Source organism: Aquidulcibacter paucihalophilus (genome assembly GCA_030285985.1).
Lineage (GTDB): Bacteria > Pseudomonadota > Alphaproteobacteria > Caulobacterales > Caulobacteraceae > Brevundimonas.
Map to the genome: position 1 here is coordinate 2,711,027 of CP127384.1, position 25,107 is coordinate 2,736,133.

The 25,107-nt window shown below is 67.8% G+C and carries 25 protein-coding genes, 1 tRNA gene and 1 pseudogene; 16 read left to right on the plus strand and 11 right to left on the minus strand.

From position 1 onward, the window contains the following. Positions 1–214: 214 nt before the first annotated feature. Positions 215–291: transfer RNA gene (locus tag KB221_13310), tRNA-Arg, on the minus strand. 334 nt (positions 292–625) lie between these two features. Between KB221_13310 and KB221_13315 the strand changes: the two genes are divergently transcribed. The 6 genes from KB221_13315 (at position 626) to KB221_13340 (ending at position 6,094) form a co-directional block, all read left to right on the plus strand. Continuing rightward, complete coding sequence (locus KB221_13315; protein ID WIY69046.1) at positions 626–1,363, plus strand: SDR family NAD(P)-dependent oxidoreductase; 738 nt, start codon at positions 626–628, stop codon at positions 1,361–1,363. Beyond that, positions 1,363–1,968: a 2-hydroxychromene-2-carboxylate isomerase gene (locus tag KB221_13320; GenBank protein WIY69047.1), complete on the plus strand. Its 606-nt coding sequence runs from the start codon at positions 1,363–1,365 to the stop codon at positions 1,966–1,968. The genes KB221_13315 and KB221_13320 overlap by 1 nt, the downstream gene beginning before the upstream one ends. Positions 1,969–2,025: 57 nt before the next feature. Continuing rightward, on the plus strand, positions 2,026–4,509 hold the full coding sequence (locus KB221_13325; GenBank protein WIY69048.1) for a helicase-related protein: 2,484 nt from the start codon (positions 2,026–2,028) through the stop codon (positions 4,507–4,509). Further along, a complete protein-coding gene (locus KB221_13330) occupies positions 4,506–4,790 on the plus strand; it encodes an RNA-binding S4 domain-containing protein (GenBank protein WIY69049.1) in 285 nt (94 codons plus the stop codon). Before KB221_13325 ends, KB221_13330 begins: the two co-directional genes overlap by 4 nt. Positions 4,791–4,860: 70 nt before the next feature. Further along, positions 4,861–5,202 carry a ferredoxin family protein gene (locus tag KB221_13335; protein WIY69050.1) on the plus strand — a complete coding sequence of 114 codons (342 nt, stop codon included), beginning with the start codon at positions 4,861–4,863 and terminating at the stop codon, positions 5,200–5,202. A 328-nt stretch (positions 5,203–5,530) separates the two neighbouring features. Then, positions 5,531–6,094 carry a CarD family transcriptional regulator gene (locus KB221_13340; protein ID WIY69051.1) on the plus strand — a complete coding sequence of 188 codons (564 nt, stop codon included), beginning with the start codon at positions 5,531–5,533 and terminating at the stop codon, positions 6,092–6,094. Between the two features lie 58 nt (positions 6,095–6,152). Here KB221_13340 and KB221_13345 read toward each other — a convergent pair whose 3' ends face one another. From KB221_13345 to KB221_13355, 3 genes are read right to left on the minus strand one after another with little or no spacing between them, the layout of a single operon-like run. Beyond that, a complete protein-coding gene (locus KB221_13345) occupies positions 6,153–7,274 on the minus strand; it encodes a hypothetical protein (GenBank protein ID WIY69052.1) in 1,122 nt (373 codons plus the stop codon). Further along, positions 7,271–7,579 (minus strand): helix-turn-helix transcriptional regulator, encoded by a 309-nt coding sequence (locus tag KB221_13350; protein WIY69053.1) that lies wholly within the window; start codon positions 7,577–7,579, stop codon positions 7,271–7,273. Before KB221_13350 ends, KB221_13345 begins: the two co-directional genes overlap by 4 nt. A gap of 42 nt (positions 7,580–7,621) precedes the next feature. After that, complete coding sequence (locus tag KB221_13355) at positions 7,622–7,984, minus strand: c-type cytochrome (GenBank protein ID WIY69054.1); 363 nt, start codon at positions 7,982–7,984, stop codon at positions 7,622–7,624. Positions 7,985–8,132: 148 nt separating this feature from the next. On the opposite strand from KB221_13355, the gene KB221_13360 reads away from it, so the two are divergent. Then, positions 8,133–8,501, plus strand: coding sequence for a hypothetical protein (locus KB221_13360; GenBank protein ID WIY69055.1), 369 nt, complete (start codon positions 8,133–8,135; stop codon positions 8,499–8,501). 3 nt (positions 8,502–8,504) lie between these two features. Here KB221_13360 and KB221_13365 read toward each other — a convergent pair whose 3' ends face one another. Beyond that, positions 8,505–8,963 carry a DUF3617 family protein gene (locus tag KB221_13365; protein ID WIY69056.1) on the minus strand — a complete coding sequence of 153 codons (459 nt, stop codon included), beginning with the start codon at positions 8,961–8,963 and terminating at the stop codon, positions 8,505–8,507. A 193-nt stretch (positions 8,964–9,156) separates the two neighbouring features. Between KB221_13365 and rpmB the strand changes: the two genes are divergently transcribed. Both rpmB and KB221_13375 read left to right on the plus strand, forming a co-directional pair. Further along, positions 9,157–9,456, plus strand: a complete 300-nt coding sequence (gene rpmB / locus KB221_13370) for a 50S ribosomal protein L28 (protein ID WIY69057.1) — start codon at positions 9,157–9,159, stop codon at positions 9,454–9,456. 108 nt (positions 9,457–9,564) lie between these two features. Then, on the plus strand, positions 9,565–11,337 hold the full coding sequence (locus tag KB221_13375; protein WIY69058.1) for a M1 family metallopeptidase: 1,773 nt from the start codon (positions 9,565–9,567) through the stop codon (positions 11,335–11,337). 1 nt (position 11,338) lies between these two features. On the opposite strand, the gene KB221_13380 is transcribed toward KB221_13375, so the two are convergent. The 3 genes from KB221_13380 to KB221_13390 all read right to left on the minus strand — a co-directional run bounded on the left by KB221_13380 (position 11,339) and on the right by KB221_13390 (position 15,997). Beyond that, complete coding sequence (locus tag KB221_13380) at positions 11,339–12,115, minus strand: transglutaminase family protein (GenBank protein ID WIY69059.1); 777 nt, start codon at positions 12,113–12,115, stop codon at positions 11,339–11,341. A 129-nt stretch (positions 12,116–12,244) separates the two neighbouring features. After that, a complete protein-coding gene (locus KB221_13385) occupies positions 12,245–12,655 on the minus strand; it encodes a response regulator (protein WIY69060.1) in 411 nt (136 codons plus the stop codon). Between the two features lie 45 nt (positions 12,656–12,700). After that, on the minus strand, positions 12,701–15,997 hold the full coding sequence (locus KB221_13390; protein WIY69061.1) for an EAL domain-containing protein: 3,297 nt from the start codon (positions 15,995–15,997) through the stop codon (positions 12,701–12,703). Positions 15,998–16,377: 380 nt separating this feature from the next. On the opposite strand from KB221_13390, the gene KB221_13395 reads away from it, so the two are divergent. From KB221_13395 to KB221_13410, 4 genes are all read left to right on the plus strand, one after another. Next, the gene (locus tag KB221_13395) at positions 16,378–16,827 is read left to right on the plus strand and encodes a response regulator (GenBank protein ID WIY69062.1); all 450 of its coding nucleotides are present in this window, start codon (positions 16,378–16,380) and stop codon (positions 16,825–16,827) included. A gap of 88 nt (positions 16,828–16,915) precedes the next feature. Next, positions 16,916–18,157, plus strand: coding sequence for a pilus assembly protein TadG-related protein (locus KB221_13400; GenBank protein WIY69063.1), 1,242 nt, complete (start codon positions 16,916–16,918; stop codon positions 18,155–18,157). A 12-nt stretch (positions 18,158–18,169) separates the two neighbouring features. After that, positions 18,170–18,634: a hypothetical protein gene (locus KB221_13405; protein ID WIY69064.1), complete on the plus strand. Its 465-nt coding sequence runs from the start codon at positions 18,170–18,172 to the stop codon at positions 18,632–18,634. Positions 18,635–18,864: 230 nt separating this feature from the next. Further along, positions 18,865–19,485 (plus strand): LuxR C-terminal-related transcriptional regulator, encoded by a 621-nt coding sequence (locus KB221_13410; protein ID WIY69065.1) that lies wholly within the window; start codon positions 18,865–18,867, stop codon positions 19,483–19,485. A 117-nt stretch (positions 19,486–19,602) separates the two neighbouring features. On the opposite strand, the pseudogene KB221_13415 reads toward KB221_13410, so the two are convergent. The 3 genes and pseudogenes from KB221_13415 to KB221_13425 all read right to left on the minus strand — a co-directional run bounded on the left by KB221_13415 (position 19,603) and on the right by KB221_13425 (position 21,573). Then, positions 19,603–20,136 (minus strand): annotated as a pseudogene (locus KB221_13415) (HNH endonuclease). 133 nt (positions 20,137–20,269) lie between these two features. Next, a complete protein-coding gene (locus KB221_13420) occupies positions 20,270–20,920 on the minus strand; it encodes a trimeric intracellular cation channel family protein (GenBank protein ID WIY69066.1) in 651 nt (216 codons plus the stop codon). After that, positions 20,917–21,573: a DNA-3-methyladenine glycosylase 2 family protein gene (locus KB221_13425; GenBank protein ID WIY69067.1), complete on the minus strand. Its 657-nt coding sequence runs from the start codon at positions 21,571–21,573 to the stop codon at positions 20,917–20,919. Before KB221_13425 ends, KB221_13420 begins: the two co-directional genes overlap by 4 nt. A 44-nt stretch (positions 21,574–21,617) precedes the next feature. On the opposite strand from KB221_13425, the gene KB221_13430 reads away from it, so the two are divergent. Genes KB221_13430 through KB221_13440 form a run of 3 tightly spaced genes read left to right on the plus strand, consistent with a single transcriptional unit; the run spans position 21,618 to position 25,104 of the window. Further along, on the plus strand, positions 21,618–22,748 hold the full coding sequence (locus KB221_13430) for a cupin domain-containing protein (GenBank protein WIY69068.1): 1,131 nt from the start codon (positions 21,618–21,620) through the stop codon (positions 22,746–22,748). Positions 22,749–22,796: 48 nt separating this feature from the next. After that, positions 22,797–23,930, plus strand: a complete 1,134-nt coding sequence (locus KB221_13435) for a cupin domain-containing protein (protein ID WIY69069.1) — start codon at positions 22,797–22,799, stop codon at positions 23,928–23,930. A 46-nt stretch (positions 23,931–23,976) separates the two neighbouring features. Next, positions 23,977–25,104 carry a cupin domain-containing protein gene (locus KB221_13440; protein ID WIY69070.1) on the plus strand — a complete coding sequence of 376 codons (1,128 nt, stop codon included), beginning with the start codon at positions 23,977–23,979 and terminating at the stop codon, positions 25,102–25,104. Positions 25,105–25,107 lie beyond the last annotated feature (3 nt).

Genomic DNA, 25,107 nt, shown 5'->3' on the forward strand with positions numbered 1-25,107 from the left:
AAGGCCGCGTAGCCCGCACACGCTCACGGATGTTCGCGCGCGCTGCCCGAAGCCCGCTCTTCTCGCAAACCATAGGCGGCACACCACGGCAGATTGGCCACGCGAGGCGATTCGACCGCGCTTAGACGTGCCCCAGGATCGAGAATCTTGTGCCCCAACCGTGCCCCACGGGGCTACGCACCAGTCGGAATTTCACTTAAGTGTTTGAAATATATGGCGACCCCGGAGGGACTCGAACCCCCGACCTCTGCTTTAGGAAAGCCTTGCTCTATCCGGCTGAGCTACGGGGTCACGCAGGCTGACCTAGCGGGTGACGGCGCGGCGGGGAAGCGTCCGTGGCCGTCGTCCATTCCGATTTTTTGCATGGGCCGGGATTGAGGCGCGCAAGCCCCGGTTTCCGATTGTGGTTAATCCCCGTTAAGATACAATATGTTGGGGTGAACAAACCCCGAATCGGGCCGTGTCGGTGATTCGGTCCTGATTCGTTTCGCCCCTGTTCCGCCCGGGTGACCCACCCCATTAAGCCGGCTGCCCCGTCGCCGCTTCCGCGGCCGGCCGGGAGCCGGGCCGCCCGCGTTGACGACTTAGTTTTGATATGAAACGGTCTCCTGAACCCGGGGGAGACATGATGCCGCTGAAGCCATCCTGCCTGATCGTCGGTGCCGGGGACGGCGTCGGCTCAGCCATCGCCCGGGCCTTCGCCCGGGAGGGTCTGGCGGTCTGTATCACCCGGCGCCCGCGCAATCTCGAGTCGCTCGAGGCCGTCGCCGCCTCCATTCGCGCCGAGGGCGGCGAGGCCCATGCCTTCGGGGTCGATGCGCGCAACGAGGCCGAAATGATCGCCCTCGTCGACCGGATCGAAGCCGAGATCGGGCCGCTGCAGGTCGTGGTCTTCAACATCGGCGCGAATGTGCGCTTCCCCGTCGTGGAGACGACGGCCCAGGTCTATTCCAAGGTCTGGGAAATGGCGGCCCTGGCCGGCTTCTTCACCGGGCGCGAGGCCGCCAGGGTGATGACGCCGCGCGGCAAGGGGACGATCCTGTTCACCGGGGCCACCGCCTCGACGCGGGGCGGTGCAGGCTTTTCCGCCTTCGCGGGTGCCAAGGCGGCCCTGCGCCAGCTGGCCCAGAGCCTGGCCCGCGAGATCGGGCCCAAGGGCATCCATGTCGCCCATGTGGTCGTCGACGGCATGATCGACGGGACCTTCGCCCGCTCCATCGCGCCGGACATCCAGACCCTGCTGGACGAGGATGCGATCCTGAAACCCGACGAGATCGCCCGGAACTATGTCTGGCTGCACAACCAGCAACGCACCGCCTGGACGTTCGAGCTGGACCTGCGCCCATGGAAGGAAAACTGGTGATGACCCGGACGATCGACTTCATCTTCGATTTCGCCAGCCCCAACGGCTATTTCGCGCACCATGGGCTGAAGGGTGTCGCCGAACGCACCGGTGCCTCGGTCAATCTGATCCCCTGCCTGCTGGGCGGTATCTTCAAGGCGACGGGCAACCAGGCTCCGTTCCTGGCCTTCGGCGGCGTCAAGGGGAAGATGGACTATGAGATGCTGGAGATCCGGCGCTTCGTGGCCCGTCACAGCCTCACCGCCTTCCGGATGAACCCGCATTTCCCGGTCAACAGCCTGACGGCGATGCGCGGCCTTTGCGCGGTCGAGCCCGGACCGGATTTCGACCGCTATGTCGAGGCCGTTCTGGGCGGCTTCTGGGAGCGCCGTCTGGCGATGGGCGACCCTGCGGTTCTGCAGTCGGTGCTGGATGAAGCCGGACTGGACGGCGCGGCGATCCTGGCCCGCGCCGGGACCGACGACGTCAAGGCGATCCTCGCGGCCAATACCGAGGCTGCCGTGGCGCGCGGCGTCTTCGGCGTGCCGACCTTTTTCGTCGGCGAGGAGATGTTCTTCGGCAAGGAACGGCTGGACCAGCTCGAAGCCCTCCTGTCCGCGACCTGATGGCGCGACACCGCTTCGCTTGAGGAAACGCCGGCGAATCGCCACCTTGTCCCCATCATGAGTGATCGCGGCGCCGGACAGGCCCCCTCGCGCGTCGTCGCGGTTCTGGGCCCCACCAATACCGGCAAGACCCATCTGGCGGTCGAGCGGATGCTGGGCCACGCCTCGGGCATGATCGGCCTGCCGCTGCGGCTGCTGGCGCGCGAGATCTATGACCGGATCGTCAAACGACGCGGGGCCTCGGCCGTGGCCCTGGTGACGGGCGAGGAGAAGATCGTCCCGCCGCGGGCCGTCTATTTCGTCTGCACCGTCGAGGCCATGCCGCTGGAACGGTCGGTCGAGTTCCTCGCCGTCGACGAGATCCAGCTGGTCGCCGACCCCGAGCGGGGGCACGTCTTCACCCAGCGGCTGCTGCATGCGCGCGGGCGTTTCGAGACCATGTTCCTCGGCGCCGGGACCATGGCGCCGCTGATCCGGTCGCTGGTGGCCGATGTCGAGATCGTGTCGCGCGAGCGGCTGTCGACCCTGAGCTACGCCGGGTCGAAGAAGCTGACCCGGCTGCCCGCCCGCAGCGCCATCGTCGCCTTCTCGACGGACCAGGTCTACGCCATCGCCGAACTGATCCGGCGTCAGCGCGGCGGGGCGGCCGTGGTCATGGGGTCGCTGAGCCCGCGCACCCGCAACGCCCAGGTCGAGCTGTTCCAGTCGGGCGAGGTCGATTTTCTGGTCGCCACCGACGCCATCGGCATGGGGCTGAACATGGAGGTCGACCACGTCGCCTTCGCCGGCCTGCGGAAATTCGACGGGCGGCGGACGCGCTGGCTGCATGCGCATGAGATAGGCCAGATCGCCGGGCGGGCCGGGCGGCACCTGCGCGACGGGACGTTCGGCGTCACCGGCGAGGCAACAGAGCTGGACCAGGATCTGGTCGAACAGGTGGTCGAGCACCGGTTCGATCCGGTCGAGGGTGCCGAGTGGCGCAATGCGCGGCTGGATTTCGACAGCCTGCCCGATCTGCTGCGTTCCCTGACCGTCACGCCGGGCGTGCGGGGGCTGAACCTGACCCAGCCGGCACTGGACGAGACCCTGCTGCGGCGGCTGATCAAGGACGAGGATGTGGCCCGCGTCGGCCGGTCGCGCGGGGCGATCATGCGGCTGTGGGAGGCCTGCCAGCTGCCGGACTTCCAGAAGACGACGCTGGACGAACACGGGCGGCTGTCGAAGGAGATCTTCCAGGCCCTGACGGGCAAGCGCGGACGGCTGACGGCCGACTGGTTCGCACCACGGTTCGCCGAGCTGGACCGCGACGACGGCCAGATCGACCAGCTTTCGGCGCGGCTGAGCGGGGTGCGGACCCTGAGCTATATCGCCAACCGGCCCGACTGGCTGGACCAGGCGCAGGGCTGGCGCGACAAGACCAAGGCGCTCGAGGAGCGGCTGTCCGATGTGCTGCACGAGCGGCTGACCGCCCGGTTCGTCGACCGGCGCACCACCGCCCTGATGCGGGCGCTGAACGTGACCGAGGATGCGGTGGCCGAGGTCGAGGCCGACGGCGCGGTCATCGTCGAGGGCCATGCCGTCGGGCGGCTGACCGGGGTGGAGTTCCGGATCGACAAGGGCTCGAGCGCGCTCGAGGACCGGGCCCTGCGGCATGCGGCGCGGCAGGCGGTGACGCCGGAGATCGCCCGGCGGCTGGGCCGGCTGGCGGCGGACGAGGACGCCGCCTTCGCCGTGACCCCCGACGGGGCGGTGCTGTGGCGCGGGGCGGCGGCCGGGCAGGTCACGGGCGGCGAGTGGTTTGCGCCGCGGGTGCGGCTGCTGGGCGAACTGGGGCCGACACCGGCCCGGGAACGGGCGCAGCGCCGGCTGGAGGCCTGGCTGGCGGCGGAGGCCGGGCGCGCGCTGAAGCCGCTGGCGCGGCTGAAGGGCGCGGTCGAGAGCGGCACCCTCAAGGGCCTGCCGCGCGGCATTGCCTTCCGCCTGATCGAGGCCGGCGGGGTCATCGACCGGCGCGCGGTCGAGCGCGATCTCGCGGCGCTGAGCCAGGTCGAGCGACGCACGCTGAGGACCTTCGCCGTGCGGATGGGGTCGCATTCGGTCTGGCTGCCCGGCCTTCTGAAGGCGCGGGCGCGGGCGCTGATGCAGGCCTTCGTCGCCGCCGAACCGTTCCGGCCGGGTGCCACGGCCTTGACCGCCCTGCCCGCGACGCCGCCCTCGCCGCGCCTGTTGTCGGCGTTCGGCCTGCGCGCCATCGGCAAGGTCGCGGCCGGGGTGGAGATGCTGGAGGCGCTCGCCGAACGGCAGGCGGCCGGCAAGGGGGTGCTGAACGAGGCCGATCTGGCGGCCCTGGGGGTTTCACTGGATGAGGCGAAGACCCTGACCGCGACGCTGAAGGCGTCACGGGCGCAGAAGCCGGACCGCGACGAGCGACCGAAGGTGGTGACGGACTCGCCGTTCGCCGCCCTGTCGGCCCTGACCGCCAAGCCTGCCCCGGCCCGGGCGAAACGCAAACGCCCCCGCCGGACCCGCGCCCCCGCATGAGCGAAACGGGCTGCCGCATCGATGTCTGGCTGTGGCGGGCGCGGTTCGCGAAGACCCGGACCCTCGCCGCCGCCATGGTCGAGCGCGGCGCGGTGCGGCTGACCCACAACGGGGTCCAGACCCGGCTCGACAAGCCCAGCCGCAGCGTTCACGTCGGCGACACGCTGGTGTTCGCCGTCGGCGGGCGGCTGGTGGAACTGACCGTCGAGGCCGCCGGCGAACGGCGCGGTCCGGCTGAAGAGGCGCGCGCCCTGTACAGTCTGCGGCACCCCCTCGGTTGACAGCGCCCCCCGGCGGGGCCATTTGCGCTGCCCGTTCCTACTGCCAGCCGATAGCGCCCCAGACCGCCCCATGACCTACATCGTCACCGACGCCTGCGTGAAATGTAAGTTCATGGACTGTGTCGAGGTCTGCCCCGTCGACTGCTTCTATGAGGGCGAGAATTTCCTCGTCATCGCCCCGGACGAATGCATCGACTGCGGCGTGTGCGAACCGGAGTGCCCGGTCGACGCTATCAAGCCGGACACCGAGGACGAGCCGGACGGCAAATGGCTGATCGTCAACTCTGAATACGCCAAGGTCTGGCCGAACATCACGGTCAAGGGCACGCCGCCCGCCGACGCCGAGACGTTCGAGCGTGAGACGGGCAAGTTCGAGAAATATTTCTCGGAGAAACCCGGCAAGGGTTCCTGAGCCGCGCATCGCCTCGCTGATCGCACCGCCGCCCCCAGGCAGGTCGGGATTTACGGCCGCACACGCGCTGACGCTGTGGACGTTTTGAAATTCCGCAATTTTGTGATAGGTTCCTGTCATTGGGTCGGGCGGTAAGCGATTTTCTCGCGCCGCCCGCGTTTGCGACAGAACTCTGCCCACGAAGGCGGGGTCGGCCAGAGGTTTGGTGATCCGTTTCCACAGTTGACGCCTGATTTTGCCGCGCCGCCGACGGGTGACCGTCTTCGGAGAGCGCACAGCTGTCTTCGGTGTATGCGTCCCGCCTTCCCTGCGCCGGGAAAGGAATGACATGACGAGCAAGTCCGGACTGGAATTCAAGGTTGGCGACGCGGTCGTCTATCCGGCGCACGGCGTCGGCAAGGTCGCGGCGGTTGAGGTCCAGGAAGTCGCCGGCATGGAGCTGGAAGTCTATGTGGTCACCTTCGACCACGAGAAGATGACCCTGCGCGTTCCGACCAAGAAGGCCAAGACGGCCGGCCTGCGCTCGCTGGCCGCCGACGACGTGGTGACCAAGGCGCTGACGACCCTGAAGGGCCGCGCCCGTATCAAGCGCACCATGTGGTCGCGTCGCGCCCAGGAATACGAAGCCAAGATCAACTCGGGCGACCTGATCTCGATCGCCGAGGTCGTCCGCGACCTGCACCGCGCCGACAGCCAGCCGGAACAGTCCTATTCGGAGCGTCAGCTCTATGAATCGGCGCTGGACCGCATGGCCCGCGAAGTCGCCGCCGCCAATCGCATCGACAAGGACGCCGCCGTCCAGCTGCTGTCCAAGTCGCTGAGCGCCAAGAAGGCGGTCATCGCCGCCGCCGAAGCCGCTGAAGACGCGGCCGAAGAGGCCGAAGCCGCCTGATCCGGCGACATCGCTGAACCTGTTGAAAGGCCCGGGAGCGATCCCGGGCCTTTTGCTTTCAGGGGTGTCCCACGCTGAGCAGGGGTCCGTCCCCTTCCGGTTCGGAGACCGCCTCGACCGACGCGCGCGCCGGCCCGGCGGCACGCCGGGGAAACACGACCAGGCTGAGCAGATAGCCGACGATGGCGCTGCCGCCGTATCCGACGAGCGGCGTCGGATAGTTGCCGAGCGCCGCCGCCAGAACGAGCCCCGCCCAGACCGCACCGAAGGCGATGCAGGCGGATTGCGCCGGGCAACTCAATCGCCGGGCGGCCAGGGCCGGGAGCACCAGCAGCGCCGCGCCCAGGACGACGGCGAGTCCCGCCAGCGGATGGACGGCGAAGGCTGAATAGAGGATCTGGTCGACGAACGGCATGGCCGGCGACGGGTCGGCCTGCGCCATGGCGGCCGCAAAGCCGGCAAGGGCGGCGGCCGCGCCGGCCAGCGTTTGCCGGTCGGGACGGATAAGGGCGACCACCGTCAAACCGGCCGCCAGGGCTCCGGCCATCCCGCGATCGGGTTGCAGGGCCAGGGCCAGCGCCGCCAGGGCGATCCCCGCCAGGGACAGGGTATCCCGCGACCGAGCGAACAGCACCGCCATGAGCGGCACGAACATCATGGCCGGCTGGATGATGAGCGGCCCCAACGCCACCCACCGCGTCACGCCACCGACCGAGACGCCCCAGAGGCTGACCGCCAGCAGGACGAGGCCCAGGAGCAGATTGGTCGGGCCGGCCGGCAGATGCCCGCGCCGGTCGGCCAGGGTCAGGATGCCCAGCGCGACCAGGCCGAACGCCAGGGCTCCTGCATTGATCATCAGGTGGCGGTCCGGCGCGCCGCCCGCCGCCAGATATGCCAGGCCGAGGGCCGTCGCGCCTGCCCCGCACAAGACCGCTACGCCGCGCGGTCCCAAGGTCTTGCCGTCACCCATGGTTTCGTCCCCCTTTCGATTCGAATTCGACAACCGGTATCGGATGGCTTCGCCGACCGCCCAGAACAGGCAGCCGAGCGAGAACCGCAGCGCTTCGCCGGGACGGGTGATGGCCCCGGCCTCGCGAAAGGCCGCGTCGCCCCAGGGCCGCAAGGACGGCGGCAGAAGTCTGCGGACGAGGGCGAAAAGCCAGTGGCTGACGGCGCTCATGCCAGCCGCCCTTCCGGCAAGACTTCGCTACCCGCGCCCGCCGCGGCGTACTCATCGGCCAGACGGCAGCCGGCCGCCGTCAGCCGGTAGACATGGCGTGGGGGCCGTCCCGGAACCTCGGACGCCTGCCAGTCCGCCACCAGATAGCCCTGGGCCTCGAGGCGGATGAGCAGGGGGTAGAGGGTGCCTGACTTGATCTCCGCCTCGCGGCAAAGATCATAGCCATGCCGCCCCGTGGCACCCGCCTGCACCAGGGCAGCGAGGACGCGGCGCGCGGCCGGCGAAAGGGATCGTGATCGCACCATGCGAACATAACTCTACATATGTAGAGTTATGTCAATCCCGCCTTATACGCCGGGCCCGGTCCCCGAAACGCGTTCGAGATAGGCGATCAGGTCGGCGATGTCGGTCGACTGGAGCTCGAACGCCGGCATGGCGGGATGGGCGGTGACGACGCCTTCGGCGAAGGCCTCCTGAAGGTCGCTGATGGGATAGAGCACCCCCATGGCGCGGAACGGCGGGGCGGAGGCCATGGGGCTGTCGCCGGTACGCTCGACGGCGTGGCAGCCGGCACATCTCTGCTGGACCAGCATCGCGCCGCGGTCCGCGGAGCCCATGACGACGGGCTCGTTTCCGGTCTGGCGCACGGCCTCTCCGGCGCAGCCGCCGAGCGTCAGCAGCGCCACGGCGACGATCCATCGTGCTGTCATTGTCCTGATCCTCCGGGCGAGCGTCGTCGGGACGACCCAAGCCTGCCTGAACCGCAAATGCGTTCCGGGCGTTGTTCCATAACAAAGCGGGTGTGGTCCCGTTCCGGCAGGTGTCGGGATCGGAAGCCTGTTCAACGAGAGCGACGCGATGACCCAGTTCCACCATATCCGCCTCGAACTCGCCCGCGAGCCCGGCCATCCCGCCGGCGCGCCGGACGAAGGCTATGACATTGTCGTACCGCTGGACGCCGAGGGCCGGCTGGACGGCGACGCCTTGAAGGCCGAGCCGTCGCGCAGCCACGTCCGGCGCTTCTCGAACAACGAGACGGTCAGCGCCGGCCAGCTGCGCCACGGGCCGGGCGGGCGCTGGGTGCTGGACATGGACCAGGGCGACGCCGACGACGCCGTCGGCTTCCGGTTTGCCGACGAACGGTTCATCGCCGGCGAATATGTCAGCCTGTCGCTGCCCTCGGGCGCGCAGCACACCTATGTGGTCGCGCGCGTCGTCGAGGTCTGAGCGCTAGAAATACTCGGCGTTGGCCGGGCACTGGGCCGCGATCCGGCGGGCGGTGATGCTCGCGGGGATATAGGGCGTGCCGCGGGCAAGCTGGGCGCCGCCGGTGAAGCGGAAGCTCTCGGGCGCATAGGGCCCGCGCAGCCGGACATTGACCCGGCGTCCCTTGCGGTCCTGGCAGGTGCCCTCGAACCGCGCATTGCCGTTGCCGACCTGGCGCACCGGATAGGTGCATTGCCAGCGCCGCGTCGACAGGCCGCCGAAGAAGCGGTTGATCTCGCTCGGCCGCACGCATTTGGTCTCGGTATCGCGCACGCCGAGGGCGCTGGTCGTATATTCCCAGTATCCCGGCAGCACGGTGTCGTTCGACGCCTGCGGAACCATGGCGGCCGTGCTGGTGGCGGCGGGTGCCAGCAGGGCGGCTCCGGCGAGCGCGGCCGCGGCGATCAGGCGATGGATGGTCATGACGTCCCCGGAAAGGCGAGTGTTCTGTCTAGCGTCAATATATGGCGGGAATTGAACGGCGGCTGAACGGCCGTCGAGCCTTGACGGAACGCGTCCCTCTCCTCTATACGCCCCCCTCTCGCGCGGAAGGCTTGCCGTGCGCACCTGTTTCATGCGTCCGCCGTTTAACGGACCGCACCCGAAGGATAGTCCCATGTCGCGTCGCTGCGAACTCACCGGTATCGGCCCCATGGTCGGCCACAGCGTGAGCCACTCGAACGTCAAGACCAAGCGCCGCTTCCTGCCGTCGCTGAAGACGGTCAAGGTCGCCTCGGAAGCGCTGGGCCAGTCGTTCAGCCTGCGCATCTCGAACGCCGCCCTGCGCACCCTCGACTTCAAGGGCGGTCTCGACCCGTTCATCGTCAAGGCCAAGGACGAGCAGCTCTCGACCGCCGCCCAGCGCATCAAGCGCCAGGTGAAGGCCAAGCTGGCCGAGCAAGCCGCCGCCGCCTGATCGGGCGACAGCAACAAGATCTGAAAAGGCCGGCGGAAACGCCGGCCTTTTTGTTTGCGTGATCCGCACCCGTCATTAGGCTGACGACCTCGCCCCGGGGAGCCAGCCGTGTCCGTCACTACCTTCCGTGCCGCCCTGATGGGTGTTTCGATGCTCGCGCTCGGCGCCTGCGTCTCGATCACGGTCACGCACGAGGTGGAAACGGTCCCCGTCGCCGCCGCACCCGCCGTCACCGTCACGCCGGCCCGCGAATCGACCGCCTTCACCCTCGGCACCGACCAGCCGCGCACGCCTGAGCAGCTGGCCATGGCGTTCGACAAGGCCGACCTGTCGATCAAGGTCGAGCCGGAGACGAAGACCATCGAGGCGGTCGCCGTGCTGGAGTTCACCGCCACCGCGCCTCTGGACGCCGTGGTGGTCGAGCTGGACACCCTGCTGACCGTCTCATCCGTGCAGGTCGACGGACGTGAGATTCCCGCCGGCGAGGGCGGCTGGACCAATCCCGAGGGGCGGATGACCATTCCGCTGGCCGAACCGCTGGCCGCGGGCGGGACGGTGTCGGTCCGTATCGCCTATGCCGGGGCACCGCGGGTGGCGCCGAACGCGCCTTGGGACGGCGGTTTCGTCTGGGCCACGACGGCGGACGGCTCGCCGTGGATCGCCACCGCCGTCCAACCCGAGGGCTGCGATATCTTCTGGCCCTGTATCGACCATCCGCTGGCCGAGCCGAAGCGGGTCGAGCTGCACATCACCGTGCCGTCGAGCCTCGCCGCCCCGTCGAACGGGCGGTTCATGGGTACGGTCGACCACGGCGACGGCTGGACGACCTGGAACTGGAGCGCGGCCAATCCGAACACCTATGCCATCGCCCTGAACATCGGGCCGTATGACGAGGTGCGCAGCGACTATCAGAGCCGGTTCGGCAATGTGATCCCGATCTCCTACTGGCACCTGCGCTCGGACGATCCGGCCAAGGTCGCGGCCCTGTTCGCCCAGTTCGCGCCGATGATGGATTTCTACGAATCGACCGTCGGCCCCTTCCCCTTCGGCGACGAGAAGATGGGGGTGGTCGAGACCCCGCACCTGGGCATGGAGCACCAGACCATCAACGCCTACGGCAATGCCTATCGCCTCGACGGCAAGGGCTATGACTGGCTGCTGCATCACGAGATGGCGCACGAGTGGTTCGGCAACCAGATGACCAACCGCAACGCCGACGACATGTGGCTGCACGAGGGGCTGGGCAGCTATATGCAGCCGCTCTACCTGCGATGGCTGCACGGCGAGCGCTATATGCAGGCCGAGCTGCAGGAGCAGCGTCGCGACCTGATCAACCGGTTCGCGGTCGTCTCAGGGACCGAGCGGGCCGAGGACGAGGTCTACAAGAGCGACGTCGGCCCGGGGCTGGACCTCTACAACAAGGGCTCGCTGATCGCCCATTCGCTGCGGATGCTGATCGGGGACGAGGCCTTCTTCAGCTCGGTGACGCGGCTGGTCTACGGGTCACCGGACCCCCGGCCCGGTGGCTTCACGACGCGCTACGGCACGACCGACGAGTTCCTGGCCATCGTCAATGAGGAGACGGAGCAGGACCTGACCTGGTTCTTCCGCGGCTATCTCTATCAGGCCGCCCTGCCCGACCTGCGCGTGACCCGTGAGGGCAACCGTCTCGCGCTCGAATGGGTCACCGGCGACGGTGCTGCCTTCCCCATGCCGGTGGAGGTCGAGATCGACGGCGAAACCCTGTCCACCGTGCCGATGACGGGCGGCCGGGGCGTCCTTGACGTCCGGGCCGATGCGCATGTGCTGATCGATCCGCAGAACAAGGTGCTGCGCCGGGACGTCTTCCTGGAGGAATGGAAGGCCGCAGGCGGCCGCTGACTCAGACCGCCTCGGCCCTCACCGACTGCCGCACCAGCCGGCACGACCCCTGGGTGGTCAGGAAGGCGATGTCGGCGGCGTCCCGGCCGCAGGCGATGCGGACCAGACCCTCGACCGGGGCCAGGCCGGTCGGGTCGACCAGCCACCAGCCGTTCGACAGCCAGACCTCGAAGATGGCGTGGAAATCCGGCGGGTTCAGCTGGTGCGCAAAGGCGCTGACCGCGCGGGCCGGAATGCCCGAGGCGCGGCACAGGGTGATGCCCATATGGGTGAAGTCGCGGCAGACGCCGGCCCGGTCGATGAAGGTGCGCGCCGCCGTGGTCTCGCTGTCCGAGGAGCCGGGCTCATAGTCGATCTCGGCCTTGATCCAGTCGAGGATCTTTAGCACCCGGTCGCCGCCGATGGTGCCGCCGAAGGTGCGTTCGGCGAACCGGCCGAACTGGTCCGACGGGCAGTAGCGGCTGGGGTGGAGGTAGGTCAGCACCTCGGCCGGCAGGTCGTTCCAGTCGTGCTGGACGGTCACCGGCGGCAGGCCCTTGAGTACGCCGTTGTCGACCACCGCCTGATAGGTCAGGGCCACCTCGCCCGTGAGGTGGGCGCGCAGGGTCCGCGCCCCGAACTCGACGTCCTCATCCTGGATGAAGTCGATCACCGGCGTGGTGGTCAGGCTTTCCTCAAGAATGGTCTGGCCGGGCCAGTGGGCGACCTGGATCTTGTAGATGGCGTCAGTCGGCGGATCGAAGCGATAGACGAGTTCAGCGCTGACGCGGATTTTCATGAAGGCTCGACTGAAGCAGGACGGGCCTCACGTCAACGGCGCGGGTCGGCCGGCGTTCCGTGCCCCGGGGTCCGCCGCGATCTCCCGGACTGCGGTTTGCTGCGTGGCCTGCCCTGCCGGGCCCGCGGGTCAGGATGCCGCAGCACTTCGCGTCAACGAGACGGGCGTCCGTGGCCGGGCGAGCAGCCGGGCGACCGTGTCGGCAAAGGTGTCAAGCCGGAGCGGCTTCTGGAGGCTTTCATCGGCCCCCAGCACCCTAGCCGTTCGCAACAACAGGCTTCGATCCATACTGCCGCCGGAAGAGATGGCGAGAATGCGAATGTCCGATTGACGCTGGCGGAGTTCAACGATGGTTTCCAGCCCGTCCTTGTTCGGCATGAGCATGTCCAGGACCACCAGATCCACCGCCATGACGTCGACGATCCTGAGCGCTTCGTCGCCGTCTTCCGCTTCCACGATGGCGTGATCGTCACCGCGCAGCAGTTCGCCGGCGATCAGGCGGACCGTGGGGTCGTCGTCGACGATCAGGATAATGGCCATGTAAACTCCTCGAAATGCACTAGCCGGGCCGCCTTGAAGGAAAGCCTAACCGAATTGGTGAACCGGCGCGGACGCCAGGACTTCTTCGCGAGGGAGGTCAGCGAAGTCGCCCGGGCGGCGGTAGATAAATCCTTGAATGTAATGAACGCCGGCGGCGCGCAGGAACCGGACCTGGGCGTCGGTTTCCACGCCCTCGCACACGATCTTCATGCCGAGCGCTCTGCCGACCCCGATGACGGCATGGATGATGGCGGCCGACGCCGTATCGTCCAGGCAGTGCGTCACAAAGCTGCGGTCAATCTTCAGGGTCGAGAAGCGGAGCTGACGCAGGGCGTGAAGGCTCGTGTAGCCGGATCCGAAATCATCGAGGGCGACCCTCACCCCAAGCGCGGCAAGCCGCTCCAGCGTCGGCCGGGCCAGGCCCATGTCGAGGATGGCCGTCTCGGTCACCTCGATCTCAAGACGGTCCAGCGGGTAGGCGGCGCGGCGCGCGGCTTCAACGACCCGGTCGGTGAAATCAAGGCGCTGGAATTCGCCCGCGGAGGCATTGACCGAAATGACGACATCCTCCCGCGCCGCGCCCTCCTGCATCGCCCGTTCGAGGACGAAGTCGGTGAGCCTGGAGACGGCTCCTGCCGTTTCCAGAGCGGGGATGAAGTCGTCAGGACTTCGGGGGCCACGAACGGGACAGGTCCACCGGACCAGGGCTTCGGCCTTGCCGGCGAAGGCCCCGCTCCGGTCCATCATCGGCTGGTAGACAAGGCTGAGGTCCCCGGCCTCCAGCGCCCGCGCCAGGTCCGTCGCGATGTCATCTTGCGGCGCGGGTGCCGGTGCCCGATTGCCCAGGGACGCCGCCAGGGTCTGATCGAGCAACCGGGACATTGCCGCCGGATCAATCCGGCCGGGGTCACCCGCACGGGCGGCGGCTTCGGCGTTCGAGGCCGCCCTGGCCACAGCGGCGGCACCGAGGCTGAGGCTCATGGACTTCAGGGCGTGGGCCGCGCGGGCGCAGGCTTCGAGGTCGCCGGTCGAGAGGGCCTCGCCCATTTCCCGAAGACGGGCCGGCGCGTTTTCGGCATAGAGGGCCTCGACCCTGGCGACGAAATCAGGGCGGCCATTGCTGGCCATGGCCGCCAGTTCGGCGCGGATGGCGGGATCAAACAGGGCATCGTCCGGCCCCGTCGGGACCGGTCCGACCGGCGTCGGGCCGTCCAGCGGCCGGCTGACGAGGTCGCCGCAGTGGGTTGCCAGGGCCTTGGCCAGATCGCTGACGGTGAACGGCTTGTGGATGACGCCGTCCATGCCTGACTCGCGCCAGGCATTGGCGGCCGATCCGACGACGTGTGCGGTGAGCGCCAGGATCGTCGTACGGGGCCGGCCGTCGGCGAGCTCTTCGGCGCGGATTGCAGCGGCGGCCTCGAAGCCGTCCATGACGGGCATGGAGCCGTCCATGAGCACGAGATCGAACGCCGCACCCCGGAGGCGCTCGACGGCCTCCGCGCCGTTTTCGGCCAGTGCCGGGAAGACGCCCAGTCGCTGCAGGGCTTCGGAAGCCACCTCGCGATTGACCTCCGAGTCATCGACCACCAGGACCCTCGCGCCGGGGAACTGGACGGCGGGGAAGGCGGTGGTGGCGATGTCATCAAGGACGAGGGTCTCGCCGGCCCGAATCTGGGCCACCAGCCTCCTCACATCACAGCGCCGCACCGGCCCGGAGAGGACGCATGTGCCCGCGGCTTCGTCCAGATCCCGCGACCCGACCACGACCGTGGGAATATCCTGCGCCGGGACGGACGGCCCCCGGAAGATTGCGGCAAGTCCGGGCGACGCTTCGGTTACCGTGATCCCGAAGTCCTGGAGGTAGCGGGCGAGCGCCCGCCCGGTCATCGTCCCCACGCCCTCGATGGAGACCTTCGGCCCGGAGGGATCGGCGCCGCACGGGATGGCTTCACCGGCCGGGCTGAACGTCGTCGCGAAGGCGAACGTCGAGCCCTCGCCCAGAACACTCGACAGTCGCCACTCGCCGTCCATGGCGCGGACCAGCCGGTCACAGATCGTCAGGCCGAGGCCCGTGCCGCCATGTTTGCGGGTCGTGGACTGATCGGCCTGCGAGAAGGCCTCGAACAGTCCGGGCAACTTGTCTTCCGGAATGCCGGGCCCGGTGTCGGTTACGCCGAAGACATAGCGGTGCGGCTCGTCCGGGCTCGGCTCAATCGTCAGGATGACGCCGCCGGTCTCGGTGAATTTGATGGCGTTGTTCGCCAGATTGCCGAGGACCTGACGCAGTCGGGTGGGATCCGCTGTTACGGGCGGAATGCGCGGATCGACGTAGACGGCGAGGTCGAGATTCTTCTCGCGTGCCCGCTCCGCGAACAGGCTTGCCACGTCCTCGGCGACTTCCGCGAGATCGACTTCAACGGCCTCCAGTTCCAGCTTGCCTGCCTCGACCTTGGAGAAGTCGAGGATGTCATTGATGATGCCCAGCAGGGACTTGCCTGACTTGGCGATGACCTCGGCATGGCGGCGCTGGCGCGGCGGAAGATCAGAGCCCGAGAGCAGTTCGCTGAGCGCGAGGATGCCATTCATCGGCGTCCGGATTTCGTGACTCATCACAGCGAGGAAGTCCGACTTGGCGGCGGTGGCCGCCTCCGCCGAGTCCTTCGCGACCGAGAGTTCGGCGGTCCGCGCCGATACCTCCTCCTCCAGTCCGGCGACCTGGGCGGCGATCCGCTCGTCCCGGACCCGGATCCCGACCATCATCGACTGGAAGCCCGACACGAGGTCGCCCAGTTCTCCGTCCGCCTTGATATCGGGCGAGCGGGCGTAGTCGCCGGAGTCCCGGACGGCATTGGTGAAGGCGGCCAGTTCGGTGATCGGTCGGCTGATGCGACTCGCCATACGCAGCGCGATGAAGAGGCCCGCCAGCAAGGCGATGCCCGTTCCCGCCAGGCTGATCAGCACAGCGCCCAGGACCCGGGACTTCAGGCCCGGCGTTTTACTGAGCAGGGTGATTTCACCGACACGCTCGCCCTCGCTCACGATCGGGGCCGAAACCTGCAGCGTGCCGCTGTTCAGGACGGACCAGACAGAGTTGCCGCCGTCATCGGCGAGTTGTGCGTCGGAGCTGAGGCGCACACCGCCGCCGGTCTCGGCCAGAAGGCGGCCGTCCACGCCGGCTATCCGGGCGTAGGTGACGTTAGGCATCTGACTGATGGACCGGATCGCGACGAACACCCCGGCCCGCTCGCCGCGGCGAACGGGCTCCGCCGCAAGGGAGCCTATGACACGGGCGGTCTGGGTAAGGCGGTCCGTCTCCAGCGTCGTCTGACGCCGGGCGTCCATCCACCCGGAAAGCACCGCCGTCACAACACAGGTTGTCGTAAGGGAAACCAGAACAAGGCCAACCAACTTCCGACGGATGGTCGCCCGGGAGGTCGATTTCGACGGCGTGAACATGGAAATGCAGGGCTCTGGCGTTCAGCGTCCTCATAGACCGGCTCTATGACTCCCCCCTTAACGCGCGCTGCCGGGGGCCGCTTATTCAGACACTCCCAGCGTCAGTTACGGCCTAAAGGCCGTAGTGTGGCGCGCAGTAATATCTGTTTTTATGTCATTAATAGTGTCGCTTTACGGTCGCCCTGTAGCTTCACGGATGCCGAAAGCGATTCCGGGGGGCCGGGGCGTTTTGACAATTTTGTCGGCCGTCTTTGGAAGCGCTGAGCGTGACTGAGTTTTTCTACGTGCTCGACCAGACGACCCGGATTCTCTTCGTCGACGATGATCCGATCCTGCGGGAGTTCGCACAGGTGAACCTGGCGTCCCCGACGGCCGTCGTGGATGTCGCGTCGAACGGTGCCGAGGCATTGGAGCGGCTGGCGCTCAACGACTACGAAATCGTGCTGCTTGATCTCGAAATGCCCGTGCTGAACGGCTTTGATACCCTGGCAGCGATACGGGCCGATCCGCGGTTTGAGGGTCTGGCGGTCATGGTCCAGACCGGACGCGAGGATGTTGAAGCCATCGACAGGGCCTTTCGTCTGGGCGCGACGTCGTTCGTCACCAAACCCCTGAACTGGCGGCTGCTGACCTATCAAATTCTCTATGTCCTGCGGGCCTCGCGCGCGGAGCGGCGTCTGCAATCGTCCGAATCTTTCCCCGCGGGTGTGATGTGAGCCGGCTAACCTGTGGCGTGCAGGCCGCGCCGGGACGGGTGAGGCGCCCCGGGCCGGGAAGCGGGGGCAACGTCGCGGAGCAAGGCGCGTGATCCGCCGCCTTCAGCGACGTGTCCGGGCGCTGACGCATCGGTTTCTGCGCGAGACGCAAGGCACCATCGCGTTGAAATTTGCCCTGCTCGTTCCGGCCATCGCCCTGCTGAGCCTCGGCGCGATTGACCTTTATTCCGTCACCACGGCCCAGACCCGGCTCCAGGCCATTGCCGATGCCGGGGCCCTGGCCGGCGCGCCCGCCCTGGCCCTGGCCGTCGACGGTACGGCGGCCCGCGAACGTTCCGCCTCCTTCGTAGCCGGGCAACTCAGCGAGTGGTCCGATGCCCCGACGGTGGTCGAGACCTATGAGATCGTGACGCAGGGGGGGCAGCGCGGAATCCGGGTCCTGTTGCAGGCCAACCGGCAGTCCTTCTTCGTCAATATGCTACCGCCGGGGGGCTGGAATTTTGTCGGCGATGCCACGGCAACGACCGCCGGACTGGTTCCCCTTTGCGTCCTCAATACAGCCAATGCGGGCGACAACCTGCTGGAACTGGCCACCCGGTCACGGATCGAGGCACCGGAATGTCTGGTCCATTCGAACCATACGATCACGGTCAAGGACCGCAGCGAGATCAGAGGCGAGGCGATTCAGGCCGTCGGGGCGGCGAGCGGGAACATCGTCCCCAGCGCTGGAACCGGTGCGGCCCGCATTGAGGACCCCTTTGCTGCGCTCTCTCTCAACAGGCCGATCGGTGCCTGTAGCACCGCCAATGTCAACACGAGCACCAAGCGGATCCAGCCCGGCCGGCATTGTGCCATCACGATCACCGGCAATGACAGCTACATTCTGGAACCGGGCGAGCACTGGTTCGTAAACGGTGCCCTGACCGTCAGCGGCACCGCGACTCTGACCGGCGAGGATGTCGTCCTGCTGGTCGGTCAAAACGGGCAGCTCATTTTCAGTGGGGACGGCCGGGTCGACCTGATCGGTCGCCAGAGCGGCCCCTATGCCGGTCTGGTGATCGCCGCCTTGCGCGAACACGATGAAAAAATGACCATCAACAGCACGCGGGTCGAACGGCTTGAGGGCGCGATCTATGTGCCGAACGCCATCCTCGAGATCGGGGGCACCACCGACGTCGCGCGCCAGAGCGCCTGGACCGTGATCGTCGCGGCCAGCCTGATGCTCAAAGGCTCGCCCAACGTCTTCATCAACGCCGACTACGGTGCCTCGGACGTGCCGGTGCCCGGCGGCGTCGGACCGCGCCCCGGCGGCAGCCGGCTGATCAACTAGGGAGGGGGCGTCATGGCCATGGAATCTGAACGGCTGGCGGAGAGGCTTGAGGCGCCGGATCCCAAGGACCGCAGGGCGAGGTCAGAGCGGCGGGGTCCTGACCGCCGAAGGACAGACAGCCGGATCAATCCCGAGGCGCCCCGTCGATCCTTGCTGATCGTGATAGGAGCGGTGGGCGTGGGCATCAGCACGTCGATCATTGCGATCACCCTTCTGGCCGGTGAATTACTCGAGGCCGTAGTGCCGGTCAGCGTCCTCGCTTTCGAGGTCGCCCTTCTTCTCACATCCACCCTGTGGCTGGCGCTTGGCGCGATCGAACTCCGCCTGATCGAAATCCGCCTGGAACTGATGATGATGAACGGCGGGACGCGCGGGGCGGATCGTCGGCAAGCCCCTCGCAGGGGCGATCGGAAAGAGACCTCAGGCGAGGCTTTGACCGTCGCGCCCGCGCGCCGGGCGAAGTTGAATACGGCCTGAAGGCGGCATGGCGCGCAGCCTGCGTTCAGGAGAGAGAGGGAGGGCGATTCATTGATGATGTTCGGGCATGACAAGCGCATCCCAGGCGGAGACAGTCTGCGTCACGCCGGTCCGTCCGAAGTCGCCACGGCCCGGAAATCTTTCAAGCCCTGCCTTCAACTCCGGCAGTTGTGCCCTTGACCCAAGGGACCTGCGCGAGACCCCTGCATGTACGATCAGTTGAGGGCGTTGTGACCTATTTTCATATGGATCGAGACGGCATCGTACTCCTGAGGGCGATCGCCAGCAGTCCGATCGCCTCGGTGATCAGCAACCCCCGGATTCCTGACAATCCGATTGTCGGTGTCAACAAGGCGTTCTGCGCGCTTACCGGCTACGACACGGAAGAGATCATAGGGCGAAACTGCCGCTTCCTGGCGGGGGCGAAAACGGAACCATGGCTGACGGAGAAAATCAGTCAGGGCGTTCAAAACCGGAAGCCGGTGCTGGTGGATATCCTGAACTACAAGCGCGACGGCCAGCTCTTCCGCAACGCTGTTCTGGTGGCTCCCATTTTTCTCGAGGACGGGGACCTTGGGTACTTTCTCGGCTCGCAGGTGGAACTTGAGCAGGACGGGCCCGGCCTGTGGTCGAGCCGTCACGAACGCTCCCGGGAGATCGTAAAATCCTTTTCGCCCCGCCAAAGGGAGATCCTGCAGCACATTTCCCGGGGACATCGCAGCAAGCAGATATCCTTCGTTCTGGGTATCAGCGAGAAGACCGTGAAGATGCATCGCGCGCTGATACTTGAGAAGATCGGCACACATAACATCGCGGACGCAATCCGACTGGCTGTCGAGGCCGGTCTATAGTGTGCACCTGAGTTCGCGGAACCGGTCAGCCGGCGCTGACCGCCGTTGACCGTTGGCAAAGGCCTCCTCTCCGATTGGACCGCAATTCTCCCTGGCATCATCAACCCACTGCCTGACCAGAAAGTCCTGCCAGCTCTGGTGCAGATAGTGCGGCGGGAAGCGGCGGCCGAACTCCTGCAGCTGCCAGGCGCTGGGGCGGTGCGGGGCGCGGCGGACGGGCATGCCGGCCTGATCCGGCGTGCGGCCGCCCTTGCGGAGATTGCAGGGAGAACAGGCCGCCACGATGTTCTCCCAGGTCGTCCGCCCGCCGCGCGAGCGGGGGATCACATGGTCGAAGGTCAGTTCGGCGGTGGCGTTGCAATACTGGCAGGCGAAGCCGTCGCGCAGGAAGACATTGAAGCGGGTGAAGGCGGGCTGCCGGTCCTGGTCGACATAGTGTTTCAGCGCGATGACGCTGGGCAGGACCATTTCCATCGAGGGACTGCGGACGACCTTGTCATAGGTCGAGACCACGTCGACACGGTCCTGGTAGACCGCCTTGACCACTTCCTCCCACGGCCAGATCGACAGCGGATAGTAGGACAGCGGGCGAAAGTCGGCGTTCAGCACCAGCGCGGGCCAGCCGGACGGGGGACGGCTCTGGACCTGCATCAGGCCCTCGCCGTTCGGCAGAGGATGATTGACGCGACCGGACTGAAGACACGTCTCCTTCCCTGGCTATGGGCGAAGCCTAGTCCTGATTCGAAGGCTTGGCGATGACAGCCGGACGACGCCCAAGCGACCGTCAGCCCCGGGTCGGCGTGCCCGGAAAGGCCGGCAGGCTCCAGCCCCAGACCAGGGCCCCCGCGCGCAGGGCGAAGCCGCAGGGCGCGGCGACCAGGGCGGCGGGCCAGGCATCGAGGCCGAAGGCGCGCGCCGCGACGAAGACGGTGGCGGCCAGCAGGGCGGCGGAGACGGTGATCTCGCGCCGCAGCAGGATCGACGGCTGGCCGGCCAGCAGGTCGCGCACCACCCCGCCGAAACAGGCGGTCAGGGCGCCCATGACGATGCAGATCAGCGGCGCGACCTCGAAGGCCTCGGCCTTGGCCGCGCCCATGACGCCATAGGCGGCGAGGCCGATCGCATCGAGCCACAGCAGGGCCCGGAACCGCCACGGCCGGGCACCGACCATCCAGACCGCCAGCGAGGCCAGCAGGCAGACCGCGATATACCGCCAGTCCTGCACCCAGAAGACCGGGGCTCCGATCAGCAGATCGCGCAATGTGCCGCCGCCGACCCCGGTGATGGCGCCGAAGAAGGCGAAGGTGACCAGGTCATGCCGCTGCTGCGCCGCGGCCAGGGCACCGGTGGCAGCGAAGACGGCCACGCCGGCGAAATCGAGCGCGCCGAGCACGGTCTCGGGATCGGTCAGGGCGGGGTCGACGATGGGGCTCACGCGGGACGGTCCTCCAACGCGACCTCGCCGCGCTTGACCGCTCCATACCATCCCCAGAGGAGATGCGCCGCCACGCTGCGATGGGGGCTCCAGATTTCAGCGCGGGCCCAGGTCTGTTTCTCGGTCGGCCGCAGGGGCGCGCCGTCCGCCCAGCGGATGGCCTCCTGCAAGGCAATATCGCCGCCGGGGAAGACATCCTGCCGGCCCTCGCAGAACATCAGAAAGGTCTCGGCCGTCCATTTGCCGACACCCTTGATGGCCACCAGACGCGCAATGGCCTCCTCGTCTGACAGTCGCTCCAGATGGTCGAAATCGATCCGGCCCTCGACCTGGGCCCGGGCGATCTCATGGCCATAGGTCGCCTTCTGGATCGACAGGCCGAAGCCGCGCAGGACATCGATCTCCGTGGCCAGAACCCGCTCGGGCGTCACCACCCCGTCCAGACCGGTCGAGACGCGGGCCCAGATGGCGGCGGCGGATGCCACCGAGACCTGCTGGTCGACGATCATGTGAAACAGGCCCTCGAACCCGCCCGTCCGCACCCGCCAGTCAAAGACGGGCGTCTGCGCATGGGCGCGCGCCAGGGCGGGGTCCAGATCGATGAGTGCCTCACGCGCGGCGGCGATCTCGACGGGAGTCAGCGGAATGGGCATGCGGTCTCATCGACAGGGGCGGGCGCCCGTTCTAGCCTTTCGGCATGACCACTCTGGACGAACTTCTGCATCCGATCACGCGCGACCAGTTCGACGCGGACTACAACGACCGAAAACCGCTGCACATTCCGGCCGGCGAGGGGTCGCCCAAGCGGGCGCTCCTGAACTGGGACGGGTTCAATGCCCTGCTGGACCAGAGGTCGATCTGGACGGCGCAGAGCCTGAAACTGGTCTTCAATGGTCAGCCGATCCCGTTGGAGCAGTACTGTATCGAGGCCCGCAACCAGTCGGGACCGGTCGTGCAGCCCTCCCCGGCCAAGATCCAGACCCTGCTGGCGATGGGGGCCAGCCTGATCGCCGGCGACGTCCAGGAGCTGACGCCCGAACTGCGCACGCTGTCACACCGTCTGGCGCGGGATTTCGCGGGCGTCGTCGGGGCCAATGTCTATTGCTCCTTCGGAGGGGTGCAGGCGTTCGACACCCATTTCGACCTGCACCATGTGTTCGCCGTCCAGCTGGAGGGCACCAAGACCTGGCGGCTGTACGAAAACCGCGCCGAAGTACCGGTCAGCTATCCGCTCGACGAGGCGGAAGTTCGGCCCTGGTTCGCGCAGACGCGCGGCCGGCTGATGACCGAGGTGCGGATGCAGCCGGGGGATGTCCTCTATCTGCCGCGCGGCTGGTACCACGACGCCATGACCACCGAGGGCGCGTCACTGCATGTGACCTTCTCGGTGACCCCGCTCTACGGGCGGATCATGTTCCGCCTGCTCGAATCGGCGGCGATGCAGGATCCGGCGTTCCGGGAATGGCTGGTGCCGGGGGAATCCGACGGCGACCGGCTCGGCAAACAGCTGGCGGATCTCGGCCGGCGACTGGCCGAGCTGTCCGCCCTGCCGGCCTTCCGTGACGAGGTCCTGATGGCCCAGGAACGCCTCGTGCCGCGCACGGCCCCCTACGCCTTGCCCGCGCGGACGTCGCTGACCCTGCTTCGGGCGACCGGCCTGACGCCGCCCCGCGGGACGGGTCCGGCGCAGGTCGCGATCGACTGGGCGCTGGGCCAGCCCCAGTTCGCCATGGAGGATGTCATTGCCCAGTTCGACTTCGTCTCGGTGCCCGCGCTGAACGAGGCGTTCGAGGCCGCCATCCGCCTCGGCGTCTTCAAGCCGCTCTGAACGCGCCCCGCATCGACAGCGGGCGACGGGCGTCATACTTGTTCGGCCATGCACAGCTTGGACGACCTTCTGCATCCCGTCTCGCCCGAGCAGTTCCGGGCGGAGTATCTGGGGCGCAAGCCGCTGCACATCCCGGCGGCCGGCGACGACCGCAAGGCCGCCATCCTGACGTGGGCGGACTTCAACCGACTGCTGGGTCAGGGCTCGCTGTGGAGCTCGGCCCATCTGCGGCTGATGCGGAACTATGTGGCCGTACCGCCGGAGCAATACTGCCACCCGGTCGCGACGCCGCAGGGCGAGGTGTTGCGGCCCTGGCCCCAGAAGGTCGAGGTCTTCCTCTCCGCCGGCGCCAGTCTGATCGCCAATGATGTCCTGACCATCCACGAGCCGCTGATGCAGATCGGCGAGACCCTGGGTCAGACGTTCGCAGCCAGCATCGGCGCCAACATCTACTGCTCCTTCCAGGGCGTTCAGGCCTTCGGCACCCATTTCGACAACCACGACGTCGTCGTCGTGCAGACGGGCGGGACCAAGGTCTGGAACCTGTACGAAACCCGGGCCGAGAACCCGATCGAGAATTTCCCCGATGACGCCGCCACCCGCCGCTGGTTCGAACAGAGCCGCGGGGCGCTGATGCAGCAGGTGACGATGCAGGCCGGCGACGTCCTGTATCTGCCGCGCGGCTGGTACCATGACGCCCTGGCGACCGAGGGGCCGTCGTTGCATGTCACCTTTGCGATCACGCCCCTGCACGGCCGCACCCTGCTCGCCCTGCTCAACATCGAGGCGATGAAGGACCCGGCCTACCGCGCCTTCGTGCCGCCGGCGCACGAGGACGGCGGCGCGGCCCTCGCGGCGCACCTCGCCGACTACGGTCAGATCCTGGCGCGTATCGCCGCCTCCCCCGCCTTCGGAGAAGAGGTCGCCAAGTCCCAGGCCCGGATGACGCCCCGGCCTCCGTCCTTCACCCTGCCGGAGCGCAAGCCGGTCACCCTCTACCGGGTCACGGGCCGATCCTTCCCGGCCTGCCCCGGTGCCGTGCGTGAAACCTATGACTGGGCCATCGCGGAGCGGCAGTTCGCGCTCGAGGACATGGTCGCCCAGTTCCAGTCGCTGTCGGAGGGCGAGGTTCGCGCCGGCGTGGCCGCGGCCGAAACCGCCGGAGCGGTTCAGCGGCTGTAGCCGGCGACACATCGACAGGCTGCGGAGCCCGCCGTAAACCTCACCCATGCGCACGCTCGAAGAGATCCTGCATCCCGTCACCCCGGCGCAGTTCCGCGCGGAGTACGAAGGCCGCCAGCCACTGCATATCCCGGCTGTGGAAGGGTCGGACAAACGCGCGCTGCTGCCGTGGGACGCCTTCAACGGCTTGCTGAACCAGAGCAACGTCTGGGACTCGGAACGGCTGAAGCTGATGCGCCACGACGACCCCGTCCCGCCGGAGCAGTACTGCCGGCGCAAGCGGACGCCGGAGGGCATGATCTGGCGCCCGTCGCCGGCCAAGGTCGAGGTCTTCCTGTCCGCCGGTGCCAGCATCCTGGCCAATGACGTCCTGACCCTGCATTCGCCCATCACCCGGGCGGGCGTGGCCCTCGGAGAGGCGCTCGCGGCCGAGGTCGGGGCGAGCGTCTTCTGTTCGTTCAAGGGCGGCCGGGCCGTGGCGACCCACTATGACGTCCATGAGGTCTTCGCCGTCCAGACCGAGGGGGAAAAGGTCTGGAACCTCTACGAGGGCCGGGAGATCGATCCGGTCGGCTACCCGCCGGGCATGACCCAGACCGACTTCAACAAGGCCTGCGGCCGGCTGGTCTCGACCATCACCATGAAGCCCGGCGATGTGCTGTACATGCCGCGCGGCTTCTACCACGACACGGTGACGCCGGATCAGCCGTCCCTGCACGTGTCCTTCACCGTCATGCCGCTGGCCGGCCGGAGCATTCTGTCCCTGCTGGACGGGCCGGTTCTGCAGGACGCTGCCTTCCGCGCCTGGCTGCCGGCGGCCGACGCTGACGGCGGAGCGCTGCTGGAGGCGCGGCTGGCCGACCTGGCCACGCGACTGGCCGGGATCATCGCCTCGCCCGCGTTCCGGGACGAGGTTGCCCTGCTTCAGCGCCGCCTCATGCCCCGGGCACCCGACTTCACCCTGCCGGCGCGCAAGCCCGCCACCCTGTACCGGGTCACCGGCCGGGCCTTCCCGGACACGGGAGCGATGGCGAGGCTCGCCTACGACTGGATGATCGAGGAACGGCAGTTCGCAGTGGAGGACCTCGTCGCGGACATGGAGTCCCTGTCGGAGGCCGATATCCGCAGCGCCCTCGCCGGGGCCGAACAGGCCGGCGCCGTCCAGCGGATCTGAGCG

What these genes read in the sequence shown, in the direction of transcription:
- KB221_13315 (WIY69046.1), top strand. Translation starts at nt 626, where the DNA reads ATGATGCCGCTGAAGCCATCCTGCCTGATCGTCGGTGCCGGGGACGGC.
- KB221_13320 (WIY69047.1), top strand. Translation starts at nt 1,363, where the DNA reads ATGACCCGGACGATCGACTTCATCTTCGATTTCGCCAGCCCCAACGGC.
- KB221_13325 (WIY69048.1), top strand. Translation starts at nt 2,026, where the DNA reads ATGAGTGATCGCGGCGCCGGACAGGCCCCCTCGCGCGTCGTCGCGGTT.
- KB221_13330 (WIY69049.1), top strand. Translation starts at nt 4,506, where the DNA reads ATGAGCGAAACGGGCTGCCGCATCGATGTCTGGCTGTGGCGGGCGCGG.
- KB221_13335 (WIY69050.1), top strand. Translation starts at nt 4,861, where the DNA reads ATGACCTACATCGTCACCGACGCCTGCGTGAAATGTAAGTTCATGGAC.
- KB221_13340 (WIY69051.1), top strand. Translation starts at nt 5,531, where the DNA reads ATGACGAGCAAGTCCGGACTGGAATTCAAGGTTGGCGACGCGGTCGTC.
- KB221_13345 (WIY69052.1), bottom strand. Translation starts at nt 7,274, where the DNA reads ATGAGCGCCGTCAGCCACTGGCTTTTCGCCCTCGTCCGCAGACTTCTG.
- KB221_13350 (WIY69053.1), bottom strand. Translation starts at nt 7,579, where the DNA reads ATGGTGCGATCACGATCCCTTTCGCCGGCCGCGCGCCGCGTCCTCGCT.
- KB221_13355 (WIY69054.1), bottom strand. Translation starts at nt 7,984, where the DNA reads ATGACAGCACGATGGATCGTCGCCGTGGCGCTGCTGACGCTCGGCGGC.
- KB221_13360 (WIY69055.1), top strand. Translation starts at nt 8,133, where the DNA reads ATGACCCAGTTCCACCATATCCGCCTCGAACTCGCCCGCGAGCCCGGC.
- KB221_13365 (WIY69056.1), bottom strand. Translation starts at nt 8,963, where the DNA reads ATGACCATCCATCGCCTGATCGCCGCGGCCGCGCTCGCCGGAGCCGCC.
- rpmB (WIY69057.1), top strand. Translation starts at nt 9,157, where the DNA reads ATGTCGCGTCGCTGCGAACTCACCGGTATCGGCCCCATGGTCGGCCAC.
- KB221_13380 (WIY69059.1), bottom strand. Translation starts at nt 12,115, where the DNA reads ATGAAAATCCGCGTCAGCGCTGAACTCGTCTATCGCTTCGATCCGCCG.
- KB221_13385 (WIY69060.1), bottom strand. Translation starts at nt 12,655, where the DNA reads ATGGCCATTATCCTGATCGTCGACGACGACCCCACGGTCCGCCTGATC.
- KB221_13390 (WIY69061.1), bottom strand. Translation starts at nt 15,997, where the DNA reads ATGGACGCCCGGCGTCAGACGACGCTGGAGACGGACCGCCTTACCCAG.
- KB221_13405 (WIY69064.1), top strand. Translation starts at nt 18,170, where the DNA reads ATGGCCATGGAATCTGAACGGCTGGCGGAGAGGCTTGAGGCGCCGGAT.
- KB221_13425 (WIY69067.1), bottom strand. Translation starts at nt 21,573, where the DNA reads ATGCCCATTCCGCTGACTCCCGTCGAGATCGCCGCCGCGCGTGAGGCA.
- KB221_13430 (WIY69068.1), top strand. Translation starts at nt 21,618, where the DNA reads ATGACCACTCTGGACGAACTTCTGCATCCGATCACGCGCGACCAGTTC.
- KB221_13435 (WIY69069.1), top strand. Translation starts at nt 22,797, where the DNA reads ATGCACAGCTTGGACGACCTTCTGCATCCCGTCTCGCCCGAGCAGTTC.
- KB221_13440 (WIY69070.1), top strand. Translation starts at nt 23,977, where the DNA reads ATGCGCACGCTCGAAGAGATCCTGCATCCCGTCACCCCGGCGCAGTTC.